Raw genomic sequence first — 24,494 nt, forward strand, 5'->3', positions numbered from 1 at the left:
CATGAGCGGTCAGGTCATCTTCATCGACGACGAAGCGGCGATCCGCCAAGCGGTCCAGCAATGGCTGGAACTGTCCGGTTTCAGCGTACGCACCTGCGCTAGCGCGCGCGAAGCGCTGGGCCTGCTCGACCGCGATTTTCCCGGCGTGCTGATCAGCGATGTGCGCATGCCGGACCTGGACGGCCTCGGCCTGCTGGAAAAGCTGGTCGCGATGGACCCGGAGCTGCCGGTGATCATGGTCACCGGTCATGGCGACGTACCGATGGCGGTGCAGGCGCTGCGCCAGGGCGCCTATGACTTCATCGAAAAACCTTTCACACCCGAACGTCTGCTGGACAGCGTGCGCCGCGCCCAGGACAAACGCCGGCTGGTCTGCGAAAACCGCCAGCTGCGTGAGCAGTTCACCCGTAAGGGCCGCATCGAGTCGATGCTGCTAGGGGTTTCGCGCGCCGTGGACAACCTTCGCCGCCAGGTGCTGGAGCTGGCCGGCACCGATGTCAACGTGCTGATCCGCGGCGACACCGGCAGCGGCAAGGAACAGGTGGCGCGCTGCCTGCACGACTTCAGCCCGCGCGCGCGCCATCCGTTCGTGGCGCTGAACTGCGCGGCCATCCCCGAAAGCATCTTCGAGAGCGAGCTGTTCGGCCATGAAAGCGGCGCCTTCACCGGCGCCCAGGGCAAGCGCATCGGTCGCATCGAGCATGCCCACGGCGGCACCCTGTTCCTCGATGAAATCGAAAGCATGCCGCTGGCCCAGCAGGTCAAGCTATTGCGCGTGCTGCAGGAAAGGACCCTGGAACGGCTGGGCTCCAACCGCAGCATCGAAGTCGATCTGCGAGTGATCAGCGCGGCCAAGCCGGACCTGCTGGAAGAAGTGCGCGGCGGACGTTTCCGCGAAGACTTGCTGTATCGGCTGAACGTTGCCGAGTTGCATATCCCGCCGCTGCGCGAGCGTCGTGAAGACATTCCGCTGCTGTTCGACCACTTCGTCACCCAGGCCGCCCAGCGCCATGGCCGCGAGCCCCTGCCGGTCGGCCCCGCCGAACTGGCGCAGCTGCTGAGCCACGACTGGCCAGGCAACGTCCGTGAACTGATCAACGCCGCCGAACGCCACGCCCTGGGCCTGACCCCGCCGCCGCCCAGCGCCCCGAGCACCGGCACCTCGCTGGCCGAGCAGATGGAAGCCTTCGAGGCGCAATGCCTGCACAACGCCCTGCAGCAGTGCAAAGGCAACATCAGCGAAGTCATGACCCTGCTGCAGCTACCGCGCCGCACCCTCAACGAAAAGATGCAGCGCCATGGTTTGAGCCGTGGCGATTATTTGCCGGCAGGTAGCAGCGACAATTAATCATGTCGTGGCACGCACGGTTTCGAGCCTGCTTAGTAAGGCGTCTGATCGAGGCAGCAAGTCGAGGGCCGGGCCAGGCGGCGCTCCAACTCAGCCAGCCAGAGCTCGGCGCAATTTGTAGGGTGGGCTTCAGCCCACCAGAGTTCAGCGCCGGCCGCATAGGCCAGGCGAGGCGTCACCAGCGGTGCCAGCAGATGGTGGGCTGAAGCCCACCCTACGCGGCTGATTCTGCCCAGGTGATCACTCCCATGCTCTGCGTGGATGCGTTATTGCGACGCCCCGCGTCGTTAGCCGTAGAACTACCAACGCGAGGGTTCCCGCGTAGCAGCGTACAAGCCGGTGCGCATAGCCACCCTACTCCACCGCCACGCCCGTAGGGTGCGCTCCGCGCACCGCAAGGGTCAGCGCCGCACTTCGGCCTACGAGTTGCATCGCATGTTGAGAAAGTTCATCCGGCGAGACTTCGACACGCTACAAGAGCTCATCCAACCGCTGCTGCAAAAAGCGCCGTTCCGGCTCCAACTGCGCCGATTGCAAGGCGCTTCGGTAGGCGTTTCGTGCGTCGTCCAGGCGGCCGAGGCGGCAGCAGAGATCGGCGCGGGCCGAGTGCAGCAGGTGGTAATCCTGCAATTCGCCACGCGCCAGTAAGCCTTCGATCAGCAGCAGCCCGGCATCAGGGCCGTCGCGCATGGCTACCGCTACCGCGCGGTTCAGCTCGATCACCGGAGACGGGCTGGTTCGCAGCAACACGTCATAGAGCCCGACGATCTGCGCCCAGTCGGTCTGCGCGGCACTGGGCGCCTCGGCATGCACGGCGACGATCGCCGCCTGCAAGGTGTAGGGACCAAAACGCCGCGAGGCCAGCGCCCGCTGCACCAGCGCCGAGCCTTCTTCGATCTGCGACCGGTCCCACAGGCTGCGGTCCTGCTGGTCGAGGCGCACCAGCTCGCCCGCGCCATCGGTGCGCGCGATGCGCCGCGAGTCGTGCAGCAACATCAGCGCCAGCAGCCCCATCAGCTCGGGGTCCGGCAGCAATTCGAGCAGCAGCCGCCCCAGCCGGATCGCTTCGGCGCTCAGATCGGTGCGGGTCAGTTCAGTGCCGCTGGATGCCGAATAGCCCTCGTTGAACACCAGGTAGATCACCCGCAGCACGTTATCCAGACGCGCCGGCAGCTCATCGCGCGAAGGCACGCGATAGGGAATCGCGGCATCACGAATCTTCTGCTTGGCGCGCACGATGCGCTGGGCAATGGTGCTGGGCGAGGCGAGAAAGGCGCGGGCGATTTCCTCGGTTTTCAGATCGCAGACTTCGCGCAGGGTCAGCGCCACCTGCGCATCGGCCGGCAAAGCCGGGTGGCAGCAGGTGAAGACCAGCCGCAGGCGATCATCTTCCAGCATGTCGCGGTCCCAGTCCGGCTCCTCGTCGGTGTCAAGGTGATCGGCCAGCAGGTTCAACGAAGCATTGAAGCGCGCCCGCCGGCGCAGCCCGTCGATAGCCTTGAAGCGCCCAGCCGAGACCAGCCAGGCCCGCGGGTTGTCCGGTGTTCCGTCGCGCGGCCATTGCTGCACCGCGGCGAAGAAGGCGTCCTGCAGCGCCTCTTCGGCCAGCTCGAAGTCGCCCAGCACACGAATCAGCGTCGCCAGCACCCGCCGCGACTCGTTGCGGTAGAGGGTGTCGATCTCGGCCCGCGTCGGCCCGCCACTTGGACGATCGGTCGAAGGCGGCCTGCCCCGCTCCTGCATCGATCAGCGATCGGGTAGCTGGCGCAACGGGCGAACCTCGATGCTGCCCAATTGCGCCGGCGGAATCTTTGCGGCCAGGCGCAGCGCCTCGTCCAAATCCTGCGCTTCCAGCAAGTAGAAACCGGCCAGTTGCTCGCGAGTTTCGGCGAACGGGCCGTCGACCACGGACACCGCCCCCTCGCGGACGCGAACCGTTTTGGCGGTACGCACCGATTGCAGCGGCTCGCCGGCAATGAAGTGCCCGCTCTCCTGCAGGCGTTCACCATTGGCAATGCACTGCTCGACCAGCGCGCCCCATTGCTCGTCGGTCATCGAATCCACGCGCTGTTCGTCGTAATAGACCAGGCACAGGTATTTCATTTCAGTCTCCGGTGATGCGCGCCGGCCGCCGCTCCGGCAGCGAAAGACGAGGGTTGGTTCAACCGGCCGCGCCGGCCTGGGGCTCGATCCCGAAATCGATTTGCCCGCTAGCCATGTCGAATGGCATCGAGAAGTGCTCGTGGACGACCTTCCAGTCGCTGCCCTGTCGACGCCAGCAGCGGGTGCCGCGCATCCAGCCGGTCTGCAATTCGCCCTTCTCGTTGGTGCCGCCGCAATGGTTCAGGAAATGACTATAGGCCAGGTCTTCGCTGACGTGGATGCCCAGCTCGCTGATCTCGAAAAAGCCTTCGCCCTGACAGAATTCGAAGCACTTCTGCCAGTGCTGACGGTAGGTCTCGGCGTCCTTGAATTGCAGCGGCCCCACTGCGTCGAAAGCCAGTACGTTGGCGGCGTACTGGGACATGATGAGGTCAAGATCCTTGGCGCCTACCGCGCGTTCCCATTCGTTGGTGAGTTCGCGGATTCGGGCTTCGCCGGTCTGGTTTTCGGTTGAGTTGTTCATGCGAGTTGCCTCTTGGTTGATAGTCTCTGGCTGATGAATGTCGTTGCGGCACGGTTCAGGGTGGCGCCCTTGGGTGCAGCGCACGGACCTCGACGCAACCCAGCCGCCCAGGGGGAATGCGCGATGCCAGTCGGATCACGTCGTTGAGGTCGCTTGCCTCGAACAGATAGAACGCCGCGGGTTGCTCACGGCTGTCGACTACGGGCCCGTCGTGTAGGCAGAGGGTGTCGCCCTGCCGGCGCATAGTCGTGGTGCTGAGGACCGGCTGCAGCGCTTCGCCGATGATCAGCTGGCCGCTGCGCTGAAGACGTTCGCGATAGTCGCGGCATTCAGCATCCATCGCCGCCTGCGCGCCAGGCGACAGGCTGGCCAGAAGCCGCTCATCCAGATAAACCAGGCATAGATAGCGCATTGCGGCGCCCCGAGATGGTTGCTGTTATCTGATAGTCGAAATGAAAAGGGAAAAATCGACAGCGCCGACAAATCTTTTTCGCCTTGCGGTGCTCAAAGCCAGTCCGGGACTAACAAACTCAGCGAGACAGGAGCGAGGCATGGCTGGTCCACTGCGCGGTCTATTTCATCACTACCGTCGCCTCGGCCTCGCCGTGGCTCTTCTGGCATTCAGCACTTCGGGAGTGGCGGCACCCATGTATCAATTACTGATCGGCACCTACACCAGCAGTGAGGGCGCAAGTGAAGGGATCTACCGCATGCAGTTCGATGCAGAGCGCGGCTATATCGAGCCTCAGCCACTGCAGGTGGTGCGCACCCACAACCCGTCCTGGCTGACGCTGGATCTGAACCGCAACCGGCTTTACGCGGCGAACGAGAACGGGCCTAGCCATCCCGACCCGGTAGGCCGGGTAAGCGCGTTCACCATGGCGCCAGCCAGCGGGCAACTGTCGCCGCTGGCGCAGCAGATCACCTTGGGCGATGAGCCCACGCACCTGAGCCAGAGCCGCGACGGGCGCTATCTATTCGTCTCCAACTACGGCTCGGCGCCTAATCCCGGTGGCAGCCTGGCGGTAGTTCCCTTGGCAGAGGATGGCACCCTGTCGCCCGTGACCCAACTCGCCACGCACAAGGCCAGCGAGAAACATCCTCAGCGCCAGCAGTCGGCGCATGTGCACTCGGCGGTGATGTCGCCTAACGGCAAGCGACTGTTCGTCAGTGATCTGGGCGCGGATAAAATATTCGTCTACGAATACAACCCGGCCAACGCCGAACGCCCGCTGTCACCCGCCGAGCCGCCCTTCATCGGCCTGCCCGACGGCAGCGGCCCACGTCACCTGGTGTTCAGCCCGGACGGCAGCCAGGCCTACGCGACGCTTGAGCTGAGCGCGCAGGTTGCGCGTTTCGATCATGTCGACGGTAGCCTGATACAACGCCAGCTGGTCGATTTGGCCGAGAACGGCAACCTGGACGCGCATTCGCCCGGTGCCATTCATCCCTCGCCAGATGGCCGCTTCCTCTACGTTAGCGACCGCGCCGGGGCGAACCGCATCATGGTCTACGCCATCGAGGAAACCGGCAGCCTGCGCGAAATCCAGCAGCGCGCCAGCGAGGGGCGGGAACCGCGCGAATTCGCCATCGACCCGAGCGGGCGCTTCATGCTCATCGCCAATCAGAAGAGCGATCAGTTGGTGGTGCTGCAGCGCGACCCGGACAGCGGGCTGCTCGGTGACACGGTGCAGATATTGCCGATGAGTCGGCCGTCGGATGTGAAATTCATCGACCGCACCGGCCTTTGAGCGGCACAGCCGGATGCTCAGGACAGCAGGCTGACCACCGCGAAGCGGCTGATGGTGGCCTGCGCCACTACCGTCTGGGTGACGGCTGCGTAGCTGGAGGGGCTGCGCTGCATCAGATTGAAAACCGAGCGCGAGAAATCCATGGCCCACTGCTTTTCGTCGGCGTGCGCCTGACGCGCAAGGAACTCGCGGATCTCCTGCTGGCGGTTACTCAGCTGCTCACGCAGCGCAGTGACCTTATCGAGCCCGGCGACCACCGAGTCAAGCAGGCGCCGCAGCTCGCGAAAGGAATCGAGCTGCAGCTCCTCGGGGAAACTCAGCAGCTGCTCTTCCCGGCTCTGCAGGCGAACGTACTTGCCCTTGTCGAACAGCTTGCCCTCGCCCTGCACCGCCAACTGGTCTTTCAGCTTCTGCCAATCCCCCTCGCGAGCGGAGAACTTGAGTTCACCGCTCTGATCCAGCTCGGCGCGGATACCGGCCTGGCCCAGGCTACCGTTGAAACGACGCAGGATCTGCTCGTCAGTCATAGCATCGTCGAGCACCACTGCCACCGGCTCGGCCAGTTGACGGCCACCGCTGAACAACAGCGTCTCGCGACCGGATTGGCGAATCGTATCCAGTGATTCCAGCCCTTGCAGGCTGAAGCGACTGCGCACCGGTTCCGTCAGGCGCAGTTTGAGGTTGGCATCGAGAGAATTGCCGGAGCGCTGGCTGCGCTGTTTAAGCAGCTCGCCAACCTGCTGCACCGCCTGTTGAATGTGATCCTCGCCATTGGGCTGCGGCGAGCTGATCTGGCGGCTGAGATTAAGCTTGAGCTGCGACAGACGCGTCTGCAGATCGCCCAGATAACTGTCGGCCGACTGCATTGAGGACAACTGCTGGTTGAGTTGCAGGCTGAAACTGGTGGTTTTCCTGGGCCCGGTTTCGGTATGCGCGATATCGCCCGGAACGCCTGCACGGAGCGGCGCGGGTGAATCCCGCAGCAGCGCTTCACGGCGCTCCTGCGGGTTGATTGCGGAAACAGCTGGGAGCTGCTTGCCAATCTTCATTTACGCCACCTCGGTCAGAGCATGCCGAACAGCGACAGCCCGTTGATTTTCAAATAAGTCTTCTGCGTCGCCTGCAACGACAGCTGATAGTTGTTCAGATCGATGCTGGCCGCTGCGTAGTCGAGCTGGGACAGTTCCCCCTCGATCTTCTGGTTCACCAGCGACACATCCTCGTTGCTGCTCGACAGCAGCGTCAGGGTGTTCTGCCGGCCACCCAGTTCGGTAACCGCGCCGAGCAACTGACTATGAGTGGCGTCCAGGCTGGCCAGGGTCTCGCCGATCTGCGCGCTGGAATCGACTGTCGGGTCGGCGAGACTCTTCACCAGTGCATGCAATTGATTGAGCATGTCGGCATCGGCGCCGAAAACTTGCGCGGCGGTGACATTTTCCTCGACCAGCACGCCGTTGGCGACAGCCGCTTGGCGGTATTGATCGTTACCGGTCAGGCTGTAGGTCTCGGTCGCCTCATCGAAGGTGATCGCCGGACGGTCGCTTAGCGTGCCGGAAAACAGATAGCGGCCTTCTTCGTCGCGCACGTTGGCGAAGCTGAGAATGGTCTTTTCCAGGCTTCCCAGCTCATTGGCAATGGCCGCCAGATCTTCGCTGGTATTGCTGCCGTTGGCCGCCCACAACAGCATGTCGCGCACGTTGAGCATGGTGTCCGAAGCGGCCTTGAGGTTGGCCTCCTGCTTGGACAGGTTGCCCGAGACGTTCGCGATGTTGGTGCGGTACTGCGTCAGTGTGGCTTCCTCACGCTGGATACGCAGCACGCGCACGGCAGAAATTGGATCGTCCGAGGGCATCAACATGCGCTCGCCGGTCGCCATCTGCTGCATCAGCTTGCCGAGTTTCTCGGAGCTGGTGTTCATCGAGCCATGCATCATGGCGGTGATCTGGGCGTTGGAGATGCGCATGGTCTTTTACTCGTCAGTCGAATCGGCCAGTGCCGATTCAGAACATCGCCAGTACGGCGTTGAACAGCTCGTTGGAGGTGCTGATGACCTTCATGTTGGCCTGATAGGCCTGCTCGTAGGCCATCAGATTGACCGCCTCTTCATCCAGATTCACGGCGCTGACGCTGTCGCGCTGGGCCTGAGCCTGATCGGAGACCGTTTTCGCGGCACTGAGGTCCGCCTGATTCTGTCGGCTGGCGCTGGCGACGCGGCCGACCAGGCCGGCGTAAGCGTCGTTGAGCGGCACGGTGTTGCCGGCGACCGTGATGCCTCGTGATTTCAGATCGAGCAGCGCGAGCAGGTTCTTGTTGTTGCCCACTTCTCCCGGCATCGAGGCAAACGCTAACTCGGTCGCCCCCAGCGGATTGACCTCGAGCATGCCGCTGGTGCTGCCAGGGTTGTGAACGAACAGCGGCTGGCCGGGATTGCCGTCGAGGTCGAAGCCGCCTGCGAGCGTGTCGTTGACCATCGTCGCCAGCGCCGACGCCATGTCGTGCAGATCCTGCTGGGCCGGACGCAACGCGCCGTATTCCATGTCATAGAGGCTGCCCAAGGAGCCGCCGAGACCCTGCTGATCGAGTGGAAAGGTGGTCTTGGCGAAGACCAGCGACAGTTCCTGCTCACCCGCGATGTTCTCGCTGATCTTCAGCTGCCCAGCCGTGATCCCGGCCACCAGCGGCTGACCATTGGCCAGAGAGACATCAAGGGTGCCGTCCGGCGCTTCCTGGACACGAATGCCAGCGTATTGGCTCAGATCCTTGACCAGATTCTCGCGGTAGTCACGCAGGGTCGCGGTGTCGCGCCCGGTCGACTCCATCTCGCGAATCTGAGCATTGAGCTCGGCAATGTTGCCGGACAGTCCGTTGATCTCGCTGACCATAGCCCCACGCTGGCCCTGCAGCGCGTTGAGCTGGGTGCCGATGTTGCTGTTGAGCCCGTTGAAACGCTGCGCCAACTGCTTGGACTCGCCGATGATCTGCTGGCGCAGCGCGATGGATTCTGGGGTCGAGCTGGCTTCGCTGAGCGCAGCGAAGAAGTTATCCAGGCCGACGCTGACGCTGGAGCCTTCACTATCGATCAGCCCCTCCAGCGCGGTCAGGTACTGCTGATTGGTACTGAAGTACTGCTTGTCGGTCGTCGCGCGCCACAACTGCTGGTTCTGGAAGTCGTTGGACAACCGGCGAATGCTGCTGACCTGAACGCCACCGCCAATGCTGGTCGCGGTCTGCCCGCCGAGCGAATGCAGCTCCGGCGTCAGACGGCTGAAACCGGGCGTGTTGACGTTAGCGATGTTCTGCCCGGTCGCCGTCAGGGCGATCTGCGTGGCGCGAACGCCGCTGTAGCCAATTTGACCAAGAATACTCACGACACGATTTCCTTCGACTCGATCCGGATCGGCTGAGCGAACGCCACGGAAAGGTGGCTGCTGCCGACGACACTACGCTGCTGAGGGGAAAGAGCGACCGCATCGGCCGCGGAATTAAGCGCCGGATTCAGCGGGTGGGCGGCCGGCTGGATCTGCGCGCGCGGCTCGACCGGACTCGGTGCCGCGGCACGCAGATCGTTGAGGATGTTGCGGGTGTAATTCCGAGTTTCCGCGTAGGGAATCTTCTGTACCCAGGCAGTCATGCCGATCTCGCCCTTGCGCGGGTCGCCGTGACTCTTCAACCACTCGTCGACTTTGCCGGGGCCGGCGTTGTAGGCAGCCAGCGCCAGCGCCTGATGACCGTCGTAACGGTCAAGCATCTTGCTCAGATAGGCGCTGCCCAGGCGCTTGTTGTACTCGGCATCGCTGGTCAGGCGCGCCTCGCTGAACGGCAGGCCGAGCTCGGCCGCCATGTCGCGTGCGGTACCCGGCATCAGCTGCATCAGGCCGCGCGCGCCCTTGGACGAGACCGCCGCGATGTTGCCGCTCGATTCGTGCTTGATCACGCTGTCGACCAGCGACTTGAAGCCAGCCTTGCCGCTTTCCCAGGCACTATCAAGCGCCTCGACTCCCCGCTGCCAGGTGCCACGTAGCGCATGCAGGCCGCCCGCCTGCAGGCCGCTACCAGCGTTGCCGGCCAGGGCAGTCGGCGCGGGCGTCGTGCCGGGTGCATCGCCGCTCAACTGCTGCACCAGCATGTCGGCGATACCGGTCTGCCGCTTGCCGGCCAGGGTGTCGGCCAGCACTTCGTCGTAGAAGTCGCGCATGGTGTCCAGCTCGCGGCTGCGCATGGGGTTGCCCGCGCCGAGCACGTCACCGGCCTTGCGCATCTGCTTGAGGATCTGCTGCAGAAACATCGCTTCGAACTGCTCGGCAACGACTTCCAGTTGCTGACGCCGGGCCGCATTCGGGCCGTCGGCGCGCTGGCGCAGGGTATTGAGGTGCTGTGGGAGAGAAACGATGCTCATGGTCGCCTTGGAACCTGTTCAAATCTGCTGCGCGTCGGGCCTGTCCGGTCAAGGACAAGCGCTTACATCACGATCAGTTCCGCATTCAGTGCGCCGGCGCGTTCCAGCGACTGCAGAATGCTCATCACGTCGTCCGGCGTAGCGCCGAGACTGTTGATGGTGTTGATGATGCTTTCCAGGCTGGCGCCTTCTGGCCACTTGAACATGGCCTTGCGGTCCTGCTCGATGGCGACATCGGACTGCGGCGTGACCACGGTTTCGCCGCCGGCAAAGGCATTCGGCTGGCTGACCTGTGGGCGCTCGCTGATGGTCACGGTCAAGCTGCCATGGGCGACCGCCGCGGCTTTTACCCGCACGCCCTGGCCGACCACCACAGTCCCGGTGCGGCTGTTGAACACCACCTTCGGCCGAGTGCGGCCCTCTTCCACTTCCAGCCGTTCGAGCATGGCCATGAAGCTCATGCGCTGGGTGCTGGTGACCGGTGCGCGGATGGAAATCTTGGTGGCATTGAGGGCCGTGGCGGTGCCCTTGCCGAAGTAGGCGTCGACCGCATCGACTACTCGGGTCACGGTCTGGAAGCTCGGCTGGCGTACGTTGAGCATCACGTCCGGGCGCTCGGTGAAATCGCTGGGAATCATCCGCTCGACCGTCGCGCCGTTGGGAATCAGCCCGCTGTTGGAAGTATTGATCGCGACCTTGGAGCCGCTGGCGCCCTCGGCGTTAACGCCACCGACGATCACCGCGCCCTGGGCCAATGCATAGATCTCGCCATCAACACCCTGCAGCGGGGTCATCAGCAGCTGGCCACCGCGCAGGCTCTTGGCATCACCCAACGAGGAGACGGTGACATCCACGGTCTGGCCGGCGCTGTAGGACGGCGGCACGGTAGCGGTGATGGTCACCGCAGCGACGTTCTTCAGCTTCGGATCGACGTTCGGCGGCAGGTTTACGCCGAACTGCTTGATCATGTTCGTCACCGACTGGCTGGTGAACTTGACCTGGTTCTTGTCGCCCGTGCCGTCGAGGCCGACCACCAGACCGTAGCCGATCAGCTGGTTGCCGCGAATGCCCTCGACATCCACCAGGTCCATCAGCGGCACGGCCTGGGCCGGCAATTGCCAGCACAGGGCGACGGCGGCTAAAAACAGCTTCAGGGATCGCATCGGGCTAGTCATTCAGGGGCTATCACTTAAAGAGGGAACAGCGGCGACGCGAAGAACCGCGTCAGCCAGCCGGCCGAATTGCTGTCGTTGAGCACGCCGCGCCCGGCGTAGGAAATCTTCGCGTTGGCCACGCTTTGCGAAGACACCTGGTTGTAGCGGTTGATGTCGTCGATGCGCACCAGCCCGGCGAGCCGAATGAATTCGTCGCCCTGGTTCAAACGCAGGGCTTTTTCGCCCTTGATCAGCAGCGTGCCGTTGGGCAGTACGCGATGCACGGTCACGGCGATGGAACCGCGCAGGGTGTTCTGCTGCGAACTCTTGGCCGAACCGTTGAATTCACGCTCGGCGCCGGCCGATGTCTCGACGTCCGGGTAGGTCTTGCCAAGCACCGTGGGAATACCAATGCCGACGCTCGATTCCTTGCCGAAGCTGGTACCGGCGCTCTTGCTCGACTGGGTGGACTCGTCGAGCACCACAGTAAGGATGTCGCCGACCCGCACCGCGCGCTTGTCGCTGATCAGCGAGCCGCTGTAGCCGGAGCGGAACAGGCCGCCACCGGTTGTCGGTGGCAGGCTGTAGTCCAGTTCCAACGGCTCGAACTCGGTCGACGGCTCTTCCGGCAGCATCTCGTTGAAGCTGGCGCAGCCGCCGAGAAGGGTCAGCACGACGAGCAGAACAGGGGTACGCATCATTGTTCTCAGACGGTCTGGTTGAGGAACTGCTGCATGCCGCTGGCGGCATCGAGCACCTTGGCGTTGGCCTCGTAGGCGCGCTGGATGGCGATCATCGCCACCATGGCCTCGACCACCTGCACGTTGGACCCTTCCAGCACGCCCTGCTTGAGCTGGCCAAGACCTTCTTCGCCCGGCACGCCTTCCACCGGCTCGCCACTGGCTACGGTTTCGCGGTAGAGATTGCCGCCCAGCGCTTCCAGCCCGCCCGGGTTGGTGAAATTGACCAGGGTAATCTGGCCCAGCTCAGACGGCAGGGTGTCCCCAGCCAGGACTGCGGTGACAATGCCATCTGCGCCGACGGTGAAGCCGGTAGCGCCTTGCGGTACTTCGATGGCCGGCGCCAGAGGCAGGCCTTGGGCATTGACCATCATGCCTTCGGCATTGAGTTGGAACTGGCCGTTCTCGGTGTAGAGCAGGTCGCCGTTGGGCGCCTCGACCTGGAAGAAGCCACGCCCGACGATCGCCAGGTCCATTGGCTGGCCGGTGGTCTGGATGCTGCCTTCGGTGAACACTTTCTGCGTACCGGCAACTCGCACGCCGCTGCCCAGCTGAATGCCGGACGGCACGGTGTTGATCTCGTCAGCCTGGGCGCCCGGCTGCTTTTCGATGCTGTAGAACAGATCCTCGAAGACCGCGCGGTCGCTCTTGAAGCCATTAGTGTTGACGTTCGCCAGGTTGTTGGCCACGGTCGCCATGGCGGTGTCCTGGGCGGCCAGGCCAGTCTTGCTGACCCATAGTGCGGAATTCATGCGTTATCTCCCGATCAGCTGCCGCGGATCATTCGGTTGCCGGCGTCGGAGAGATCCTCGGCGGCTTTCATCATCTTCACCTGGGTTTCGAACAGGCGGTTGAGGCTCATGGTCGAGGCCAGCTCGTCGATGGCGGATACGTTGCTCGACTCGAGAAAGCCGCTGGCCAGGCGCACGTCCTCGCTAGGTGCGGCGGGCTCGCCATTGCGTGTCACCAACAGGCCAGCTTCGTTCTTCATCAGGTCTGCCGCCGGCACGTCGACTAAGCGGATGCGGTCGACCTCGGCCATCATCCAGTCGCCTGGCGCCATGATCGACACGGTACCGTCGTTGCCGATTTCCACCCGGTCATGCTCGGGCAGCTCGATCGGCCCGCCCTCGCCCATCACGGCACGGCCGTTGAGGGTCAGGCGACCCTCGGCGTCGATCTGCATACTGCCCTGGCGGGTATAGGCTTCGCCCTCGCCGTCCTGCAACACGATCAAACCGGCGCCCTTGACGGCGAAATCCAGTTCGCGACCGGTCGCGATCATCGGGCCTGCAGCCAGGTTGACGCCGTTGTTCTCGACCACCGCCATGTGCCGGCTGTCGTAGCCGTAGCCCTCGACCGCGACCGCCTGGGCACGCTCCATGTCCGCGCGAAAGCCCGGCGTGTTGACGTTGGCGAGGTTGTTCGAGCGCACCGTCAGCGACATCATCGTGCGGCTGGCGGCGGTCATCGCCGTGTATCCCAAACGATCCATGAATCAGCCTCAGATGGCGTTGAACAGAACCTGGGTCAGTTCCTTGTTGGTGGAAATGACCTGGGTGTTGGCCTGGTAGTTACGCTGGCCTTCCATCAGGCCCACCAGTTGTTGGGTCAGGTCGACGTTTGAGCTTTCCAGCGCGCCGGACGCCAGGCTGCCGTACTGGCCGATACCCGGCGCGCCGAGCATGGCCGCGCCGGAGTCGGCGGTTTCGGTCCAGGCGGTGCCGCTGATGTTCTTCAGGCCTTCGGCGTTGACGAAGCTGGCCAGCACCACCTGACCCTGCAGCAGGCGCTCGCCGTTGGAATAACTGGCGTAGACCTTGCCGTCCTTCTCGACACTCATGCCGGTCTGCTCGCCCGCGGCGTAGCCGGTGGCGCGGTTGCCAGTGACGCTGAATTCGGAGCCGTACTGGCTGGTGCCGCTGTAGTCGAGCTGGATGTTCAGCGGATCGACGCCGCCACCCGGTGCGGCTGTCAGCGGCACAGGGCCGATCGGCCCGGTGAGCGAACCGGCACCATCGAAGGTCAGCGGCTGAGCTGCGCCGGCCAGCGCCGCGCCATCAATGTAGTAGTGCGCGTTCCAGGCATTATCGGCGGTCTTGACGAAATACTGGGTCAGGGTGTGTTCCTTGCCCTGAGAGTCGAACAGCTTGGTGGTGTAAGTGGAGTTGTAGCTGTCCGCCACCAGCGGATCGAAGCCCACGGCTGGCACATCCTGGTTGGCATCGAGGTTGGCGACGAAGCTCAGGCCATCGGTGGCCTTGGCCGGTATTCCGCCGGACTTGAGTTGCAGATCGCTCACCGTACCGGTCTGCAGATTGCCGGTGGCATCGGCCGGATAGCCCTGCAGGCGCTGGCCCAGGCTGTTGGTCAGGTAGCTGTCCTTGTCGGTGCCGAATACGCCAGCACGGGTATAGGACACGTCACCGTTGCTGGCGCGGGTGACGAAGAAGCCGCCACCGGAAATTGCGAGGTCGAGGCTGCGATTGGTGGTGGTCAGCGCGCCGCCCTGGCTGATGCTCTGGGTGGTGCCGGTGACTTCGACGCCCATCGCCTGGCTTTCGGCATAGAGGCTGCCGAAATCGGTACGCGAGGATTTGAATCCGACGGTGCCGGAGTTGGCGATGTTGTTACCGATGGTGTTGAGTTGTTCGTTGACGGCGGACAGGCCGGTCAGGGCGATATTGAAGCTCATGGGCTGATCTCGATGCGATAAGTGGATGACAGGCGAGCGTCTGGCTCAGCCGCCGAGCAGGCCGACCTCGGTCTGGGCGAACTCGAGAATGTTGTAGAAAGGCACCGAGCCGACACCCCGCACCTGCAACACTGGGCCCTCGGCGCTGACGCGTACGTTGGAAACTTCACCGGCCACTTCCACCTGCGGGAACTCACCGTTTTCCGTCTCGACACTGACGCTGTACTGGCCGTCGCGCAGCCCGAGCTTGGCCGGGTCGATGGTGAAGGGCACCTTGCCGGCGGATTGGCCGCCCAGCTCGATGCGCGTCTGCGTGCCATTGGAATCGGTCAGCACCAATGCCGTGCGGGTCGAGGCGTGGCCCAGTTCGAACTGGCCATCGACGGCCTGCCCGCTGAGGTCCAGCGACTCGACCGCGACGCTCACCTGCTGGCCAACCAGACCGGCGGCGGTCAGCGTCTGCAGGTTGTCGGTCAGCACCAAGTTGCTCTGCATCAGGCTGGACATGTTCTCCATGCTCTTGACCTGCGACATCGCCGAGTACTGGTTGAGGAACTCGGTGCTGTCCACCGGCTTGGTCGGATCCTGGTTCTTGATCTGCGCGACCATCAGGCTGATGAAGTTATTCTCCATCGTGGCGGCATCGCTAACGTTCACCGCGCGCTTGACCTGATCGATGGCGTTACTGGCCAGGCTGCCGTCCAGTGCGGAATTGACAGTGGTCATCAGGCGTCTCCCAGTCGTAGCAGGCTCTGCTGCATGCTTTTCACGCGGTTGAGCACCTCGACGCCGGTTTCGAAGCTGCGCGTGGCCGACATCATGTCGGTCATCTCTTCGATCTGGTTGATATCGGGGTAGTAGACGTAGCCCTCGCCATCGGCCAGCGGATTGCCCGGCTCGTAGCGGCGCTTGGGCTCGGCGCCCGAGGTGACCACATCGAGCACCTGCACATGGGCGCCGCCGAGGCCGACGCCACGGGTCAGCGAATTGTTCTCGTACACCGCGGCGAACATCGGTTTGCGCGCCTGATAGACATCGGCCGGGTTGGCGGCTGCCGAATCGGTGTTGGCCAGGTTGCTGGCCACGGTATTGAGGCGCACGGTCTGCGCGTTCATGGCCGAACCGGCGATGCGGTAGATGGAATCGAATGACATGGCTTCAACGTCCCTCGATGGCTTGCTTCAAACCACGAAATTTCATCGTGACGAAGGTCAGGCTGGTCTGGAAATCCATGGAGTTGCGTGAGAACTGCGCCTGCTCGGTCGACAGCTCGACGGTGTTGCCATCCTGCGAGGCCTGGCTCGGCACACGAAACAGCAGGCGCGGATCGGTGCCGGCAACGCTCATGCGCGGCGAGGTAGCGCTTTCGAGCCGCTGCATTTCCTTGCTGAAGTCGATGTCCCGCGCTTGGAAGCCGGGGGTGTCTTCGTTGGCCAGGTTCGCTGCGAGAATCTCGCTGCGTTGCATGCGTAGGCCCAGTGCGCGCTCATGAACGCCCAGCGCCTCATCAATCCGTATACTCATTCCGATACCCTTGCAACCTGAGCAGGCTGAATCCAGCCCACCGCTTTTGCATGGGAATTGCAGAAAGCGTGCCGAAGCCGTATCCACAAGGTAATCCTTTGATTTACATAGAAAACTCTACAGAGAACAGGGCGCGCACCAAGCGTATTTTTCCGCTTGGCAAAGCGCGATCGAGCGGAAGCGGAAAAGCCCCTTCCGCCTGCTTCGTCGCCATGCTGCTGTTGTTGGCCATACCGGTCGAGGCTCGCGCTGACGCCACGACTCAGGCCCGGCAGGCGGTGGAAAATCATCTGCGGCAGATGCTCGAGCAACAGGCCGCGCGCCAGGGCTGGCACGGCATGCAACTGCGCTACGACATCAGCGTGCCGACCAGCTCGTCCAACCTGCCGACGTGCTCCGAGACGTTGCAGGTCCACGCCACCGGCGAGGCGCCTTCGGCCATGGAGCGGCAACAGCTGCGGATTCGCTGCCCCGATGCACCCGGCTGGTCACTGAACGCCACCGGCCAGGCTCACGTATTCCTGCCTGCCGTTCACGCTGAAGGCATTATCGACCGCGGCCAGACCCTGACCGCCAACGATCTCAAGCTGCAGCGCATCAACATCGCCAAAGCCCGCCGCGGCTACTACAACCGCCTCGATGAAGTGGTCGGCCTGGCCGCCAAACGCCGCATCCGCGCCGGCCAGACCATCACCCCGGCCCTGCTTGAGCAGGCCATGGCCGTCAAACGCGGCGAGCCGGTAAAGATCGTCGCCAACAACGAGGGCATCGAAGCTTCCACCTCCGGCGAAGCCCTCGCCGACGGCCAGCCAGGCGACGTCATCCGCGTACGCAATGTGCGCAGCGGGAAGGTGATCGATGCGAAGGTAATAGAAGAAGGGATTGTGACAAGTACGTTTTAAAGGGCTGCCAAGAGACCATCACGAGTTTCGGCAATGCAAACGGGGCGGGACGCAGTTTTACTCTGCTTTTTTTGTGAGAGACCCGCCCCGAGGCGAAGTTTGGCGTTGAGCCGGCAACGAAGTTCGTGTCGCTGCGGGCGCGCTTCTTACAAGCAAAATCAAAAAATATTTGACGTCAGGATTTAATCCTTCGATTGGGCTGTCGCCTTACCTTTTCAGCAGGCAGTCAAGCCAGCTCCTAACAGCCAATCGCACGAAGGATGATCACCATGGCTCTGTCCATTCACACTAACTATTCCGCTCTGACCACCAATACCGCGCTGAACAAGTCCAACAACGCCCTGGCCACCAACCAGCAGCGTCTGGGTACCGGTCTGCGCATCAACAGCGCCGCCGACGACGCAGCCGGTTTGCAGATCGCCACTCGCTTGAACGCTCAGAGCCGCGGTATGGGCGTTGCGATGCGTAATACTGGCGACGCCACTTCCATGCTGCAGACCGCCGAAGGCGCGTTCAGCGAAATGACGGATATCGTTCAACGCATGAAGGATCTGGCGACCCAAGCAGCTAACGGTACGAACAGCGGTGATGATCTCGCTGCTTTGCACGCAGAATACGATGCGCTTGGCGAAGAAATCGGCAACATAATGGACAACACCAAATACGCAGGCGAGACACTGTTTACCGGCGGCAAATTCGCCGCAGCGGTGAACTTCCAGATTGGCGCAAGCAGTGCAGAAGTCATGACTGTGAATGTCGCAGACAAACTGACCACGCTGACCACTAACCTTGGTACCGCCAAAACCGTAGATCTAGAAGCGGCGTCTGACAATACCGCTGCCGCCGAAACAGGCGCGGCGCTGGCGATAGTGGAGCTGGACACTGTCCTGAATGACCTTGGCTCATTGCGCGCGGATTTCGGCGCCAACATCAACCGCCTGAACCACACCAGTAACAACTTGGCGAACATGAAGGACAACACCGAGATGGCCAAAGGCCGGATCATGGATGCTGACTTCGCCATGGAAAGCGCCAACATGAGCAAGAACTCCATGCTCATGCAGTCCGGTATTTCCATGCTCAAGCAAGCCGGTCAAATGCCAGGCATGGTCATGGGCCTGCTGGGCTAAGCCATCGCCCGGGCCGCGGCGAGACGTCCACGACCGGACCTCGCCGCAGCCGTGCTTTCTCATGGGCTCAACGCTCCAAATAAAGGATTCCGATCATGGCCTTGTCCATACACACCAACTATTCCGCGCTGACCACCAACACCGCGCTGAACAAATCCAACAATGCCCTGGCGACCAACCAGCAGCGTCTGGGTACCGGTCTGCGCATCAACTCGGCTGCCGACGACGCCGCAGGCTTGCAGATCGCTACTCGCCTGAACGCACAATCGCGCGGCATGGGCGTGGCGATGCGCAACGTGGGCGACGCTACGTCCATGCTGCAGACGGCTGAAGGTGCTTTCAGCGAGATGACCGACATCATGCAACGCATGAAGGATCTCGCGACCCAAGGCGCAAACGGCACTAATAGCACCGACGACTTGAAGGCCCTGCAAGCGGAATACAGTGAGCTAGGCAAAGAGCTGGGCAATATCATCAAGAATACAAAGTACGCTGGAGAGCGCTTGTTCAGCGACGGTGCGAATGTTGATGGCCAATCAGGAAAGTTTGGTAAAGCCGAGGCAGTTGACGCAGCGGACTACAAAGGTGTCGTCTTTCAAATCGGTGCGAGCTCCGAAGAAGCGCTGAAGCTCGATGTAAGCGCTCGCCTGAAGACCGTAGCCGACGCGCTTACCGCAGCCTCCGATGCTTATGCTGGTGTAACGCATGATCCTACCGAGACCGATGCGGACGCGATCACCACTGGCTTCCTTGTTCATACCCATGACCATGACACAGATGCTGCTACCCCCGACGCAGTCATCAACAATGCAAGCAATGCGATTGGCCTATTGGAAACAGCCCTGAACGAGGTCGGTTCCCTGCGCTCTGAGTTTGGCGCAACCATCAACCGCCTGAACCATACCAGCAACAACCTGGCGAACATGAAGGACAACACCGAGATGGCCAAGGGTCGGATCATGGATGCCGACTTCGCCATGGAAAGCGCCAATATGAGCAAGAACTCCATGCTCATGCAGTCGGGCATCTCCATGCTCAAGCAAGCCGGCCAGATGCCAGGCATGGTCATGGGCCTGCTGGGCTAAGCCGCACGCTGTATCGCCGGTCGCAACGACCGGCCTCGAAAAGCCCCGACTGGTTCGGGGCTTTTTGCTTTCCCGAACGCAAGAATCGTTGTCACCCGACCAGCGGCAGTTTTTTCTAGCATGACGCCTCACACACTAGATATGCCTTGTTATGCGGCGAACTTGCCGCTTCGCACGGCACATCTGCCCTCGCTAAAGATTTCGTTTCTTTCTCGCTCCAATGCCCGTTCGGCATTTCGTGTAACAACTGGCTTGTAGTATCAAAAAAACGGCGCCAATATGCCGCCGCCCGGTTTGCCAACCCTGTCACACCGAAAACTTTCCCTTCGTATCAGGCGCTCATGACTTCATCTCTGTCCCTTACGGCCACCGATGCCATCATCTGCCCGCTGCTGAAAACCGGTCGAGACGGTTGTTCGGCTCGTTTCGATCGTGCGCTTTACCAGCTAGTGCTGAACCATGACGAACACGAGGAAACACTAGACCTCGGCTTCTCTGGTAGCCGCGTGCTGGAGCGTTTGCTGCAGTCGCCCGGCGAGGTCGTCTCTCGCGAGGAGCTGTTGAATTACGCCTGGGAGGGGCGGGTCGTCAGTCAGGGCAGTCTGAATCAGCAGATTTACACCCTGCGCCAAGCATTGTTCGACGGCCGTAACCAGGTCATCCAGACGTTGCCGCGGCGAGGCTACCTGTTCAACCCGCAGCATCTGATTATCGAACAACCGGCTACGCCAGTTGATGCTGCCACTACGGCTGCTTCTACGGTTCCCGAAGAGCCAGCTGCAGTGCTGACAGAGCTGCTCGTGGCACCCCGTGAGGCGGTAATGCCAGGCTCGGCCAGACCATTTCGGCGCTACCGCTCGTGGCAGACCGCCGTGCTCGCCGGCACGGGAATGATGGTCTTGCTGGGGCTGGCAACCCTTGGCTTTCGTCTGGCCAGCACATCGACGCCCTCCCTCACACAGACATTGGCTGTCGAGGATCTGGAGGTACTTTACGTGGAAAAGAACCAGCGCCTGCTCGATTCGCTGATTAAGGAAACACGCATGCTGGTCGATACCATGAGCGACATGAGTGCCGAGCCGGCTCGGCTGATCGTCAATATGTCCCCGGGGTTCTATGAGATCCGTTGCCTTCAAGACGACGGTCGGGTCAATTGGCTGAAGGTTCACAAAAGCCGGATCCAGACGATTCCCAGTGACCATCTACGAGAGTGCCTGCAATGAACAGCCAGAACGAAACCGGTGCAGTCGGCAAGCGCATGCTCCAGGTAATGGTGCCATCGGCATTGTTGCTCTGGGCTTTTGTGGCAATGGGCACCACAGGAAACATGTCCTCGAAACTCGATGGCCAGTACAGCTCCAGCGGTCAGGTATTGCTGAGCGATGGCACAAGCGTGAAGGTTAGTCAGAGCCTGGTCTTCAACAAGGGCCGCTTTTACTCAATGACCCGCAACGCACCGGCCATCGTCGAGTCTTCGGGCCGGCTGGAGACGGACCTGCTCGGGCGTGCATCGCTGGTGGTGGAAGAGGGCCAGGTTCATGGGCTCCGGCCCCAGAACGAGATGGACGACGAACTGCTGTTCAATCTCTTCTACGGCTCGCACAGGGGCGCACGGATTACTCTCGAGCAGGTCGGTGCCTGCCTGTACGGCGTCGAGACCCAGCAGGTCTATTGCGCCGATGATCACCCGCATCGCGGTTGAAAGCAGTTCCGCGCTCGGCGCGTGACTCCATTGCGAAACCCTCGCTTGGAGCACTGCGCTAAACAATTGACCACACGCTATCAGGTCGGCTGACAACTCATCGGCGGTCCTTTGCACCCTAATCTCGCGTCCTAGCCCGCCACCCCTCGCCCCGACCCTCTCCCTGCAGGGAAGGGGCTGCCTGGAGAGTAGCTCCACGTCGCTGTTCGCTGGCAGGCGCTGGGGATGCTGCAGTCTTTTTTCAGGAGGCGCCGGGTTTGGTCGGCGGCGGTCAGCGTGCTCCCGCGCCGCCTGGCCTCCTTGCTGCCAACGCCCGGGGAGGCAAAAGGCAGCTGTTCGGCGGGCTGACTCGACGCTGGTGATCGCCCTCGCAGGCGCCAGGAGGGTGTCGCGGTGTTTTCATGATGGTGCAGCTTTACCCGCCCGCCAGGTCGGTGTGCACGTCGGCGTCAGGAACCCTCGCCGCTATAGCTCGCGCCGCTCTCTGAGAACCGCACCCGCCCGTAACTGTCGCCGAACAGCTCTTTGTACAGCGCTTCGGCCGAGGCGGTTAGCAGCAGGATTTCGACCCGACGGTTGGCACCATTCTGCGGATCTTCAGGGCGCAACGGCATGATGTCGGCCTGTGCGGTCACTTGTAACACCGAGCGCTCGGCCAGGCCGGCATCGACCAGCGCATGGCGAGCACGCAGGGCGCGGTCGCCGGAAAGGTTCCAGTTGTTGTAGCCGTTCTTCAGCCGATACGGCGTGGCATCGGTATGGCCGCTGATAATCAGCTTGTTGTCGACCTTGGCCAGCACACCGGCGAGCACGCCCAGCAGCTTCTGAAAATGAGGATTCAGCGTGGCACTGCCGCGCTGGAACATGAAGCGCTGCTGGTCGTCCTTGATCAAAATGCGCAGCCCCTGCGGGACTACATCCACTTCGAGATTGGCCAGGGCATCGACTTCGCTGGCGACTTCACGCATCAGTTCGGCGAGCTTTTTCAGTTCTTCGGTCGAGCCGTAATTGTGGCTGCCGTCCTGTTCGCTTTTCGACGCGCGATTGTCCGCTTCTTCAGCCTGCGGCGGACGCACCGGCACGCCATCGAGCTCCAGCGGCGAGGTACTGGTGCCATCGAAAATCCCGGCGCCGCCATCGACCAGCGGGTTACTTTCCATCTCCCCATATGACGGGTTGGTTTTTTCCATTTGCGGCTGGATGATCCAGAGCACCATGAACAGCGCCATCATCGCCAGGGTGAAGTCGGCAAAGGCGACTTTCCAGGCACCGCCGTGTTCGTCGCCGTGGCCCTTCTTGCTGCGGCGCTTGATGATGATCTCGTGCTCGCCGCCGCCCTTGTTCTTGTCCCGGCTCCTCATGCGGCGTCCCTTTGCTCCTCGTACTGGTTGACCCAGTTCTCGAGCTGCTTGAAGGCGGGTTTGACGTCCTGCTCGATCAGCTTGCGTCCGGCGTCCACCGCTAGCAGCGTGGGCTTACCGGCAACGTGGGCAACCAGCGTGGTGCGTACGCATTCAAGCGCAGAGAGCTCAGTCTTGATGCGTTGGCTCATAGCATTGGACAGCGGATCCATCAGGCAATAGCAGAAGAAGATGCCGAGGAAGGTACCCACCAGTGCCGCCGCCACGTGCGCGCCGATTTCCGCCACGCTGCCGCCAATGCTGCCCATGGTGATAATGATGCCCATGATCGCCGCGAGGATGCCGAAGCCAGGCATTGCTTCCCCGATTTTGTGCAGCGAACGCGCCGGCTGCAGCAGCGCGTGCTCCATGGCTTCGAGTTCCTGCTCAAGGAAGCCTTCAAGTTCATGAGCGCTGATCTTGCCCATTGCCATCAGGCGGAAGTTGTCCGCGATGAACGCCATCAGATTCTTTTCCGCAAGAATCAGCGGATAACGAACGAACAGGTCACTCTGCTCCGGTTCCTCGATATGCGAATCGAGCACCTTGAGGCCGCCGACATCGACCATTTCCAACAGCTCATAGAGCAGCATCAGCAATTGGCGCTGAAACTCCTCGCCACGACGCTTGTAGGCAAAGACGTCCTTGATCTGGTGCAGCATCTCGATCAGCACTTCCTTCGGATTGCCCACCACCAGACTGCCCAGCGCGGCGCCGAGGATGATGACCACTTCTGCTGGCTGCCAGAGCACGCGCATATCTCCGTTGGCCATGGCATAACCACCCAGCACGCAACCGATGATGATCAAGGCACCTAATACTTTCTGCATGACTACTGACTTCTCTCGGTTAGGAAGCGACAGGCCTTGCCGATCGCCTGTTTGCTCAGCTGACAAACCCGGGCATCGCTGACTTCCAGCACCAGGGCAATTTCCTTCAGGCTCAACTCATGCTGGTAGTACAGCGTCAGCACCAGCCGCTCACGCTCGTCCAGCCGAGCCAGCGCCTGCTCTAGAACACGCTCCTTGATCAGGCGCTCCTCGAACAGCTCAGTGGCGTCGGGAAAATGCTCGTGACCGCTCTGCAGCAGTTCATCAAGGCTCTCGATGGCCTCCGAAGAATCGGCCCAGAGGAAGTCCTGGTATTCCTTGTCGGCCAGGCCGGTATACGCCTTGATTTCCTCGTCGCTGGGCTCGTGGCCCAGCTGGCGCGACAGGTCGCGAATTGCGTCACGCATCTTGTGCGCCTGCTGACGGACCTGACGCGGGCGCCAATCCTGACGGCGCAGTTCATCGAGAATCGCGCCACGGACGCGCAACGCGGCGAACTTGCCGAACTGCTCGTCCGGCTCACCGTAGCGGCGCAGCCCTTCGAGCAGGCCCATCATGCCGATCTGCTCCATGTCTTCGCGGTCGAGCACCTGGTTGGCCTGCAGCGATAGCTGCCGGACGATGCGCTTGACCAGCGGCAGATACTGCATCAGCCAGCGCTGCTCGACCGCCGGTGCGAACACCGATGGGCTGGCCGGCGTGGCGCCGTAATAGTCGATGGGGCAAGTGGCGCTCATGGCGTGGCCTTTACTGCACGATCAACTTGTTGACCAGCACGTGCTTGAACGGCACGGCTGCGTTCTTGGAGGCAAAATCGGCGAACAGAACAGTTTCAAGACGATCCTGCAGATCACTGATCTTCAGGCCTCGCAGTTCTTCGAACGGCAGCGACGATAGGTAACCCACCACAGAATTACGCACCAGAGGTTCGGCCTGCTCGAACTTTGGTGGCTCATCGGAGGCATCCGCCTGCAACGCGAGATCCAGCACGAAGTAATGCTCTCGTCCGTCACCACGCACGCTGACGATGACTTTCTCCACCGGGAAGAATGCGTACTCCGAGGGCTCAGCCGGCTCGTCTGCTACGACCTCCTCGGAAACGGCACCTTCCATGCCGGGCTTGAGCAGCCAGTAACTGATACCGACGCCACCGGCAACGGTCAGCACGTTGATCAGCAGCATCAGAAGGACGAGACGGGGCGTCGACATAA

General features: G+C 62.2%; 27 protein-coding genes. 7 read left to right on the forward strand and 20 right to left on the reverse strand.

Annotation, left to right across the window (positions count from 1 at the left end; all coding sequences use genetic code 11):
• Position 1: 1 nt before the first annotated feature.
• A complete protein-coding gene (locus NA645_RS16035; protein ID WP_256049761.1) occupies positions 2–1,348 on the forward strand; it encodes a sigma-54-dependent transcriptional regulator in 1,347 nt (448 codons plus the stop codon).
• Positions 1,349–1,819: 471 nt separating this feature from the next.
• On the opposite strand, the gene NA645_RS16040 is transcribed toward NA645_RS16035, so the two are convergent.
• From NA645_RS16040 to NA645_RS16055, 4 genes are read right to left on the reverse strand one after another with little or no spacing between them, the layout of a single operon-like run.
• Positions 1,820–3,091, reverse strand: coding sequence for an RNA polymerase sigma factor (locus NA645_RS16040; RefSeq protein WP_256049762.1), 1,272 nt, complete (start codon positions 3,089–3,091; stop codon positions 1,820–1,822).
• Positions 3,092–3,094: 3 nt separating this feature from the next.
• Complete coding sequence (locus NA645_RS16045; RefSeq protein ID WP_256049763.1) at positions 3,095–3,451, reverse strand: YciI family protein; 357 nt, start codon at positions 3,449–3,451, stop codon at positions 3,095–3,097.
• Between the two features lie 58 nt (positions 3,452–3,509).
• The gene (locus tag NA645_RS16050) at positions 3,510–3,974 is read right to left on the reverse strand and encodes a YybH family protein (protein ID WP_256049764.1); all 465 of its coding nucleotides are present in this window, start codon (positions 3,972–3,974) and stop codon (positions 3,510–3,512) included.
• Between the two features lie 55 nt (positions 3,975–4,029).
• Positions 4,030–4,386, reverse strand: coding sequence for a YciI family protein (locus tag NA645_RS16055; protein WP_256049765.1), 357 nt, complete (start codon positions 4,384–4,386; stop codon positions 4,030–4,032).
• A 139-nt stretch (positions 4,387–4,525) separates the two neighbouring features.
• Between NA645_RS16055 and NA645_RS16060 the strand changes: the two genes are divergently transcribed.
• Positions 4,526–5,725 carry a lactonase family protein gene (locus NA645_RS16060; RefSeq protein WP_256049766.1) on the forward strand — a complete coding sequence of 400 codons (1,200 nt, stop codon included), beginning with the start codon at positions 4,526–4,528 and terminating at the stop codon, positions 5,723–5,725.
• A gap of 17 nt (positions 5,726–5,742) precedes the next feature.
• Here NA645_RS16060 and NA645_RS16065 read toward each other — a convergent pair whose 3' ends face one another.
• The 12 genes from NA645_RS16065 to flgB form a co-directional block, all read right to left on the reverse strand.
• The gene (locus NA645_RS16065) at positions 5,743–6,774 is read right to left on the reverse strand and encodes a hypothetical protein (protein WP_256049767.1); all 1,032 of its coding nucleotides are present in this window, start codon (positions 6,772–6,774) and stop codon (positions 5,743–5,745) included.
• Between the two features lie 14 nt (positions 6,775–6,788).
• Positions 6,789–7,688 (reverse strand): flagellar hook-associated protein FlgL, encoded by a 900-nt coding sequence (gene flgL, locus NA645_RS16070; RefSeq protein WP_256049768.1) that lies wholly within the window; start codon positions 7,686–7,688, stop codon positions 6,789–6,791.
• Between the two features lie 37 nt (positions 7,689–7,725).
• Complete coding sequence (gene flgK, locus NA645_RS16075; RefSeq protein ID WP_256049769.1) at positions 7,726–9,093, reverse strand: flagellar hook-associated protein FlgK; 1,368 nt, start codon at positions 9,091–9,093, stop codon at positions 7,726–7,728.
• Positions 9,090–10,121: a transglycosylase SLT domain-containing protein gene (locus NA645_RS16080; RefSeq protein ID WP_256049770.1), complete on the reverse strand. Its 1,032-nt coding sequence runs from the start codon at positions 10,119–10,121 to the stop codon at positions 9,090–9,092. Before NA645_RS16080 ends, flgK begins: the two co-directional genes overlap by 4 nt.
• Before the next feature lie 62 nt (positions 10,122–10,183).
• Positions 10,184–11,284 carry a flagellar basal body P-ring protein FlgI gene (locus NA645_RS16085; protein ID WP_256049771.1) on the reverse strand — a complete coding sequence of 367 codons (1,101 nt, stop codon included), beginning with the start codon at positions 11,282–11,284 and terminating at the stop codon, positions 10,184–10,186.
• Positions 11,285–11,310: 26 nt separating this feature from the next.
• A complete protein-coding gene (gene flgH, locus NA645_RS16090) occupies positions 11,311–11,976 on the reverse strand; it encodes a flagellar basal body L-ring protein FlgH (protein WP_423836585.1) in 666 nt (221 codons plus the stop codon).
• A 5-nt stretch (positions 11,977–11,981) separates the two neighbouring features.
• Entirely contained in the window at positions 11,982–12,767 is a 786-nt protein-coding gene (flgG, locus tag NA645_RS16095; protein WP_256049773.1) for a flagellar basal-body rod protein FlgG, read from the reverse strand.
• 14 nt (positions 12,768–12,781) lie between these two features.
• Positions 12,782–13,510, reverse strand: coding sequence for a flagellar basal-body rod protein FlgF (gene flgF, locus NA645_RS16100; protein ID WP_256049774.1), 729 nt, complete (start codon positions 13,508–13,510; stop codon positions 12,782–12,784).
• Positions 13,511–13,519: 9 nt separating this feature from the next.
• Positions 13,520–14,710: a flagellar hook protein FlgE gene (flgE, locus tag NA645_RS16105; protein WP_256049776.1), complete on the reverse strand. Its 1,191-nt coding sequence runs from the start codon at positions 14,708–14,710 to the stop codon at positions 13,520–13,522.
• Between the two features lie 45 nt (positions 14,711–14,755).
• Positions 14,756–15,436 carry a flagellar hook capping FlgD N-terminal domain-containing protein gene (locus tag NA645_RS16110; RefSeq protein ID WP_256049777.1) on the reverse strand — a complete coding sequence of 227 codons (681 nt, stop codon included), beginning with the start codon at positions 15,434–15,436 and terminating at the stop codon, positions 14,756–14,758.
• Positions 15,436–15,864: a flagellar basal body rod protein FlgC gene (gene flgC / locus NA645_RS16115; RefSeq protein ID WP_256049778.1), complete on the reverse strand. Its 429-nt coding sequence runs from the start codon at positions 15,862–15,864 to the stop codon at positions 15,436–15,438. Before flgC ends, NA645_RS16110 begins: the two co-directional genes overlap by 1 nt.
• A 4-nt stretch (positions 15,865–15,868) precedes the next feature.
• Positions 15,869–16,234, reverse strand: a complete 366-nt coding sequence (flgB, locus tag NA645_RS16120; RefSeq protein WP_256049779.1) for a flagellar basal body rod protein FlgB — start codon at positions 16,232–16,234, stop codon at positions 15,869–15,871.
• A 212-nt stretch (positions 16,235–16,446) separates the two neighbouring features.
• On the opposite strand from flgB, the gene flgA reads away from it, so the two are divergent.
• From flgA to NA645_RS16145, 5 genes are all read left to right on the forward strand, one after another.
• Positions 16,447–17,136: a flagellar basal body P-ring formation chaperone FlgA gene (gene flgA, locus NA645_RS16125; protein ID WP_256049780.1), complete on the forward strand. Its 690-nt coding sequence runs from the start codon at positions 16,447–16,449 to the stop codon at positions 17,134–17,136.
• A gap of 269 nt (positions 17,137–17,405) precedes the next feature.
• A complete protein-coding gene (lafA, locus tag NA645_RS16130) occupies positions 17,406–18,266 on the forward strand; it encodes a lateral flagellin LafA (protein ID WP_256049781.1) in 861 nt (286 codons plus the stop codon).
• Between the two features lie 95 nt (positions 18,267–18,361).
• Positions 18,362–19,351, forward strand: a complete 990-nt coding sequence (locus NA645_RS16135) for a flagellin (RefSeq protein WP_256049782.1) — start codon at positions 18,362–18,364, stop codon at positions 19,349–19,351.
• A gap of 341 nt (positions 19,352–19,692) precedes the next feature.
• The gene (locus NA645_RS16140) at positions 19,693–20,574 is read left to right on the forward strand and encodes a transcriptional regulator (protein WP_256049783.1); all 882 of its coding nucleotides are present in this window, start codon (positions 19,693–19,695) and stop codon (positions 20,572–20,574) included.
• Positions 20,571–21,053 (forward strand): hypothetical protein, encoded by a 483-nt coding sequence (locus tag NA645_RS16145; protein WP_256049784.1) that lies wholly within the window; start codon positions 20,571–20,573, stop codon positions 21,051–21,053. The genes NA645_RS16140 and NA645_RS16145 overlap by 4 nt, the downstream gene beginning before the upstream one ends.
• Positions 21,054–21,502: 449 nt before the next feature.
• On the opposite strand, the gene NA645_RS16150 is transcribed toward NA645_RS16145, so the two are convergent.
• Genes NA645_RS16150 through NA645_RS16165 form a run of 4 tightly spaced genes read right to left on the reverse strand, consistent with a single transcriptional unit; the run spans position 21,503 to position 24,492 of the window.
• Positions 21,503–22,414, reverse strand: a complete 912-nt coding sequence (locus NA645_RS16150; protein WP_256049785.1) for a flagellar motor protein MotB — start codon at positions 22,412–22,414, stop codon at positions 21,503–21,505.
• Positions 22,411–23,283 (reverse strand): flagellar motor stator protein MotA, encoded by an 873-nt coding sequence (gene motA / locus NA645_RS16155; protein ID WP_256049786.1) that lies wholly within the window; start codon positions 23,281–23,283, stop codon positions 22,411–22,413. The genes NA645_RS16150 and motA overlap by 4 nt, the downstream gene beginning before the upstream one ends.
• Before the next feature lie 2 nt (positions 23,284–23,285).
• A complete protein-coding gene (locus NA645_RS16160; protein ID WP_256049787.1) occupies positions 23,286–24,020 on the reverse strand; it encodes a FliA/WhiG family RNA polymerase sigma factor in 735 nt (244 codons plus the stop codon).
• 10 nt (positions 24,021–24,030) lie between these two features.
• Positions 24,031–24,492 (reverse strand): flagellar basal body-associated FliL family protein, encoded by a 462-nt coding sequence (locus NA645_RS16165; RefSeq protein ID WP_256049788.1) that lies wholly within the window; start codon positions 24,490–24,492, stop codon positions 24,031–24,033.
• Between the last annotated feature and the right edge of the window lie 2 nt (positions 24,493–24,494).

The organism is Stutzerimonas stutzeri, from assembly GCF_024448955.1.
Lineage (GTDB): Bacteria > Pseudomonadota > Gammaproteobacteria > Pseudomonadales > Pseudomonadaceae > Stutzerimonas > Stutzerimonas stutzeri_AQ.

Bases quoted from the DNA above. Each gene is read 5' to 3' on its own strand.
- NA645_RS16035 (WP_256049761.1), top strand. From the start codon at position 2: ATGAGCGGTCAGGTCATCTTCATCGACGACGAAGCGGCGATCCGCCAA.
- NA645_RS16040 (WP_256049762.1), bottom strand. From the start codon at position 3,091: ATGCAGGAGCGGGGCAGGCCGCCTTCGACCGATCGTCCAAGTGGCGGG.
- NA645_RS16045 (WP_256049763.1), bottom strand. From the start codon at position 3,451: ATGAAATACCTGTGCCTGGTCTATTACGACGAACAGCGCGTGGATTCG.
- NA645_RS16050 (WP_256049764.1), bottom strand. From the start codon at position 3,974: ATGAACAACTCAACCGAAAACCAGACCGGCGAAGCCCGAATCCGCGAA.
- NA645_RS16055 (WP_256049765.1), bottom strand. From the start codon at position 4,386: ATGCGCTATCTATGCCTGGTTTATCTGGATGAGCGGCTTCTGGCCAGC.
- NA645_RS16060 (WP_256049766.1), top strand. From the start codon at position 4,526: ATGGCTGGTCCACTGCGCGGTCTATTTCATCACTACCGTCGCCTCGGC.
- NA645_RS16065 (WP_256049767.1), bottom strand. From the start codon at position 6,774: ATGAAGATTGGCAAGCAGCTCCCAGCTGTTTCCGCAATCAACCCGCAG.
- flgL (WP_256049768.1), bottom strand. From the start codon at position 7,688: ATGCGCATCTCCAACGCCCAGATCACCGCCATGATGCATGGCTCGATG.
- NA645_RS16080 (WP_256049770.1), bottom strand. From the start codon at position 10,121: ATGAGCATCGTTTCTCTCCCACAGCACCTCAATACCCTGCGCCAGCGC.
- NA645_RS16085 (WP_256049771.1), bottom strand. From the start codon at position 11,284: ATGCGATCCCTGAAGCTGTTTTTAGCCGCCGTCGCCCTGTGCTGGCAA.
- flgH (WP_423836585.1), bottom strand. From the start codon at position 11,976: ATGATGCGTACCCCTGTTCTGCTCGTCGTGCTGACCCTTCTCGGCGGC.
- flgG (WP_256049773.1), bottom strand. From the start codon at position 12,767: ATGAATTCCGCACTATGGGTCAGCAAGACTGGCCTGGCCGCCCAGGAC.
- flgF (WP_256049774.1), bottom strand. From the start codon at position 13,510: ATGGATCGTTTGGGATACACGGCGATGACCGCCGCCAGCCGCACGATG.
- flgE (WP_256049776.1), bottom strand. From the start codon at position 14,710: ATGAGCTTCAATATCGCCCTGACCGGCCTGTCCGCCGTCAACGAACAA.
- NA645_RS16110 (WP_256049777.1), bottom strand. From the start codon at position 15,436: ATGACCACTGTCAATTCCGCACTGGACGGCAGCCTGGCCAGTAACGCC.
- flgC (WP_256049778.1), bottom strand. From the start codon at position 15,864: ATGTCATTCGATTCCATCTACCGCATCGCCGGTTCGGCCATGAACGCG.
- flgB (WP_256049779.1), bottom strand. From the start codon at position 16,234: ATGAGTATACGGATTGATGAGGCGCTGGGCGTTCATGAGCGCGCACTG.
- flgA (WP_256049780.1), top strand. From the start codon at position 16,447: ATGCTGCTGTTGTTGGCCATACCGGTCGAGGCTCGCGCTGACGCCACG.
- lafA (WP_256049781.1), top strand. From the start codon at position 17,406: ATGGCTCTGTCCATTCACACTAACTATTCCGCTCTGACCACCAATACC.
- NA645_RS16135 (WP_256049782.1), top strand. From the start codon at position 18,362: ATGGCCTTGTCCATACACACCAACTATTCCGCGCTGACCACCAACACC.
- NA645_RS16140 (WP_256049783.1), top strand. From the start codon at position 19,693: ATGACTTCATCTCTGTCCCTTACGGCCACCGATGCCATCATCTGCCCG.
- NA645_RS16145 (WP_256049784.1), top strand. From the start codon at position 20,571: ATGAACAGCCAGAACGAAACCGGTGCAGTCGGCAAGCGCATGCTCCAG.
- NA645_RS16150 (WP_256049785.1), bottom strand. From the start codon at position 22,414: ATGAGGAGCCGGGACAAGAACAAGGGCGGCGGCGAGCACGAGATCATC.
- motA (WP_256049786.1), bottom strand. From the start codon at position 23,283: ATGCAGAAAGTATTAGGTGCCTTGATCATCATCGGTTGCGTGCTGGGT.
- NA645_RS16160 (WP_256049787.1), bottom strand. From the start codon at position 24,020: ATGAGCGCCACTTGCCCCATCGACTATTACGGCGCCACGCCGGCCAGC.
- NA645_RS16165 (WP_256049788.1), bottom strand. From the start codon at position 24,492: ATGTCGACGCCCCGTCTCGTCCTTCTGATGCTGCTGATCAACGTGCTG.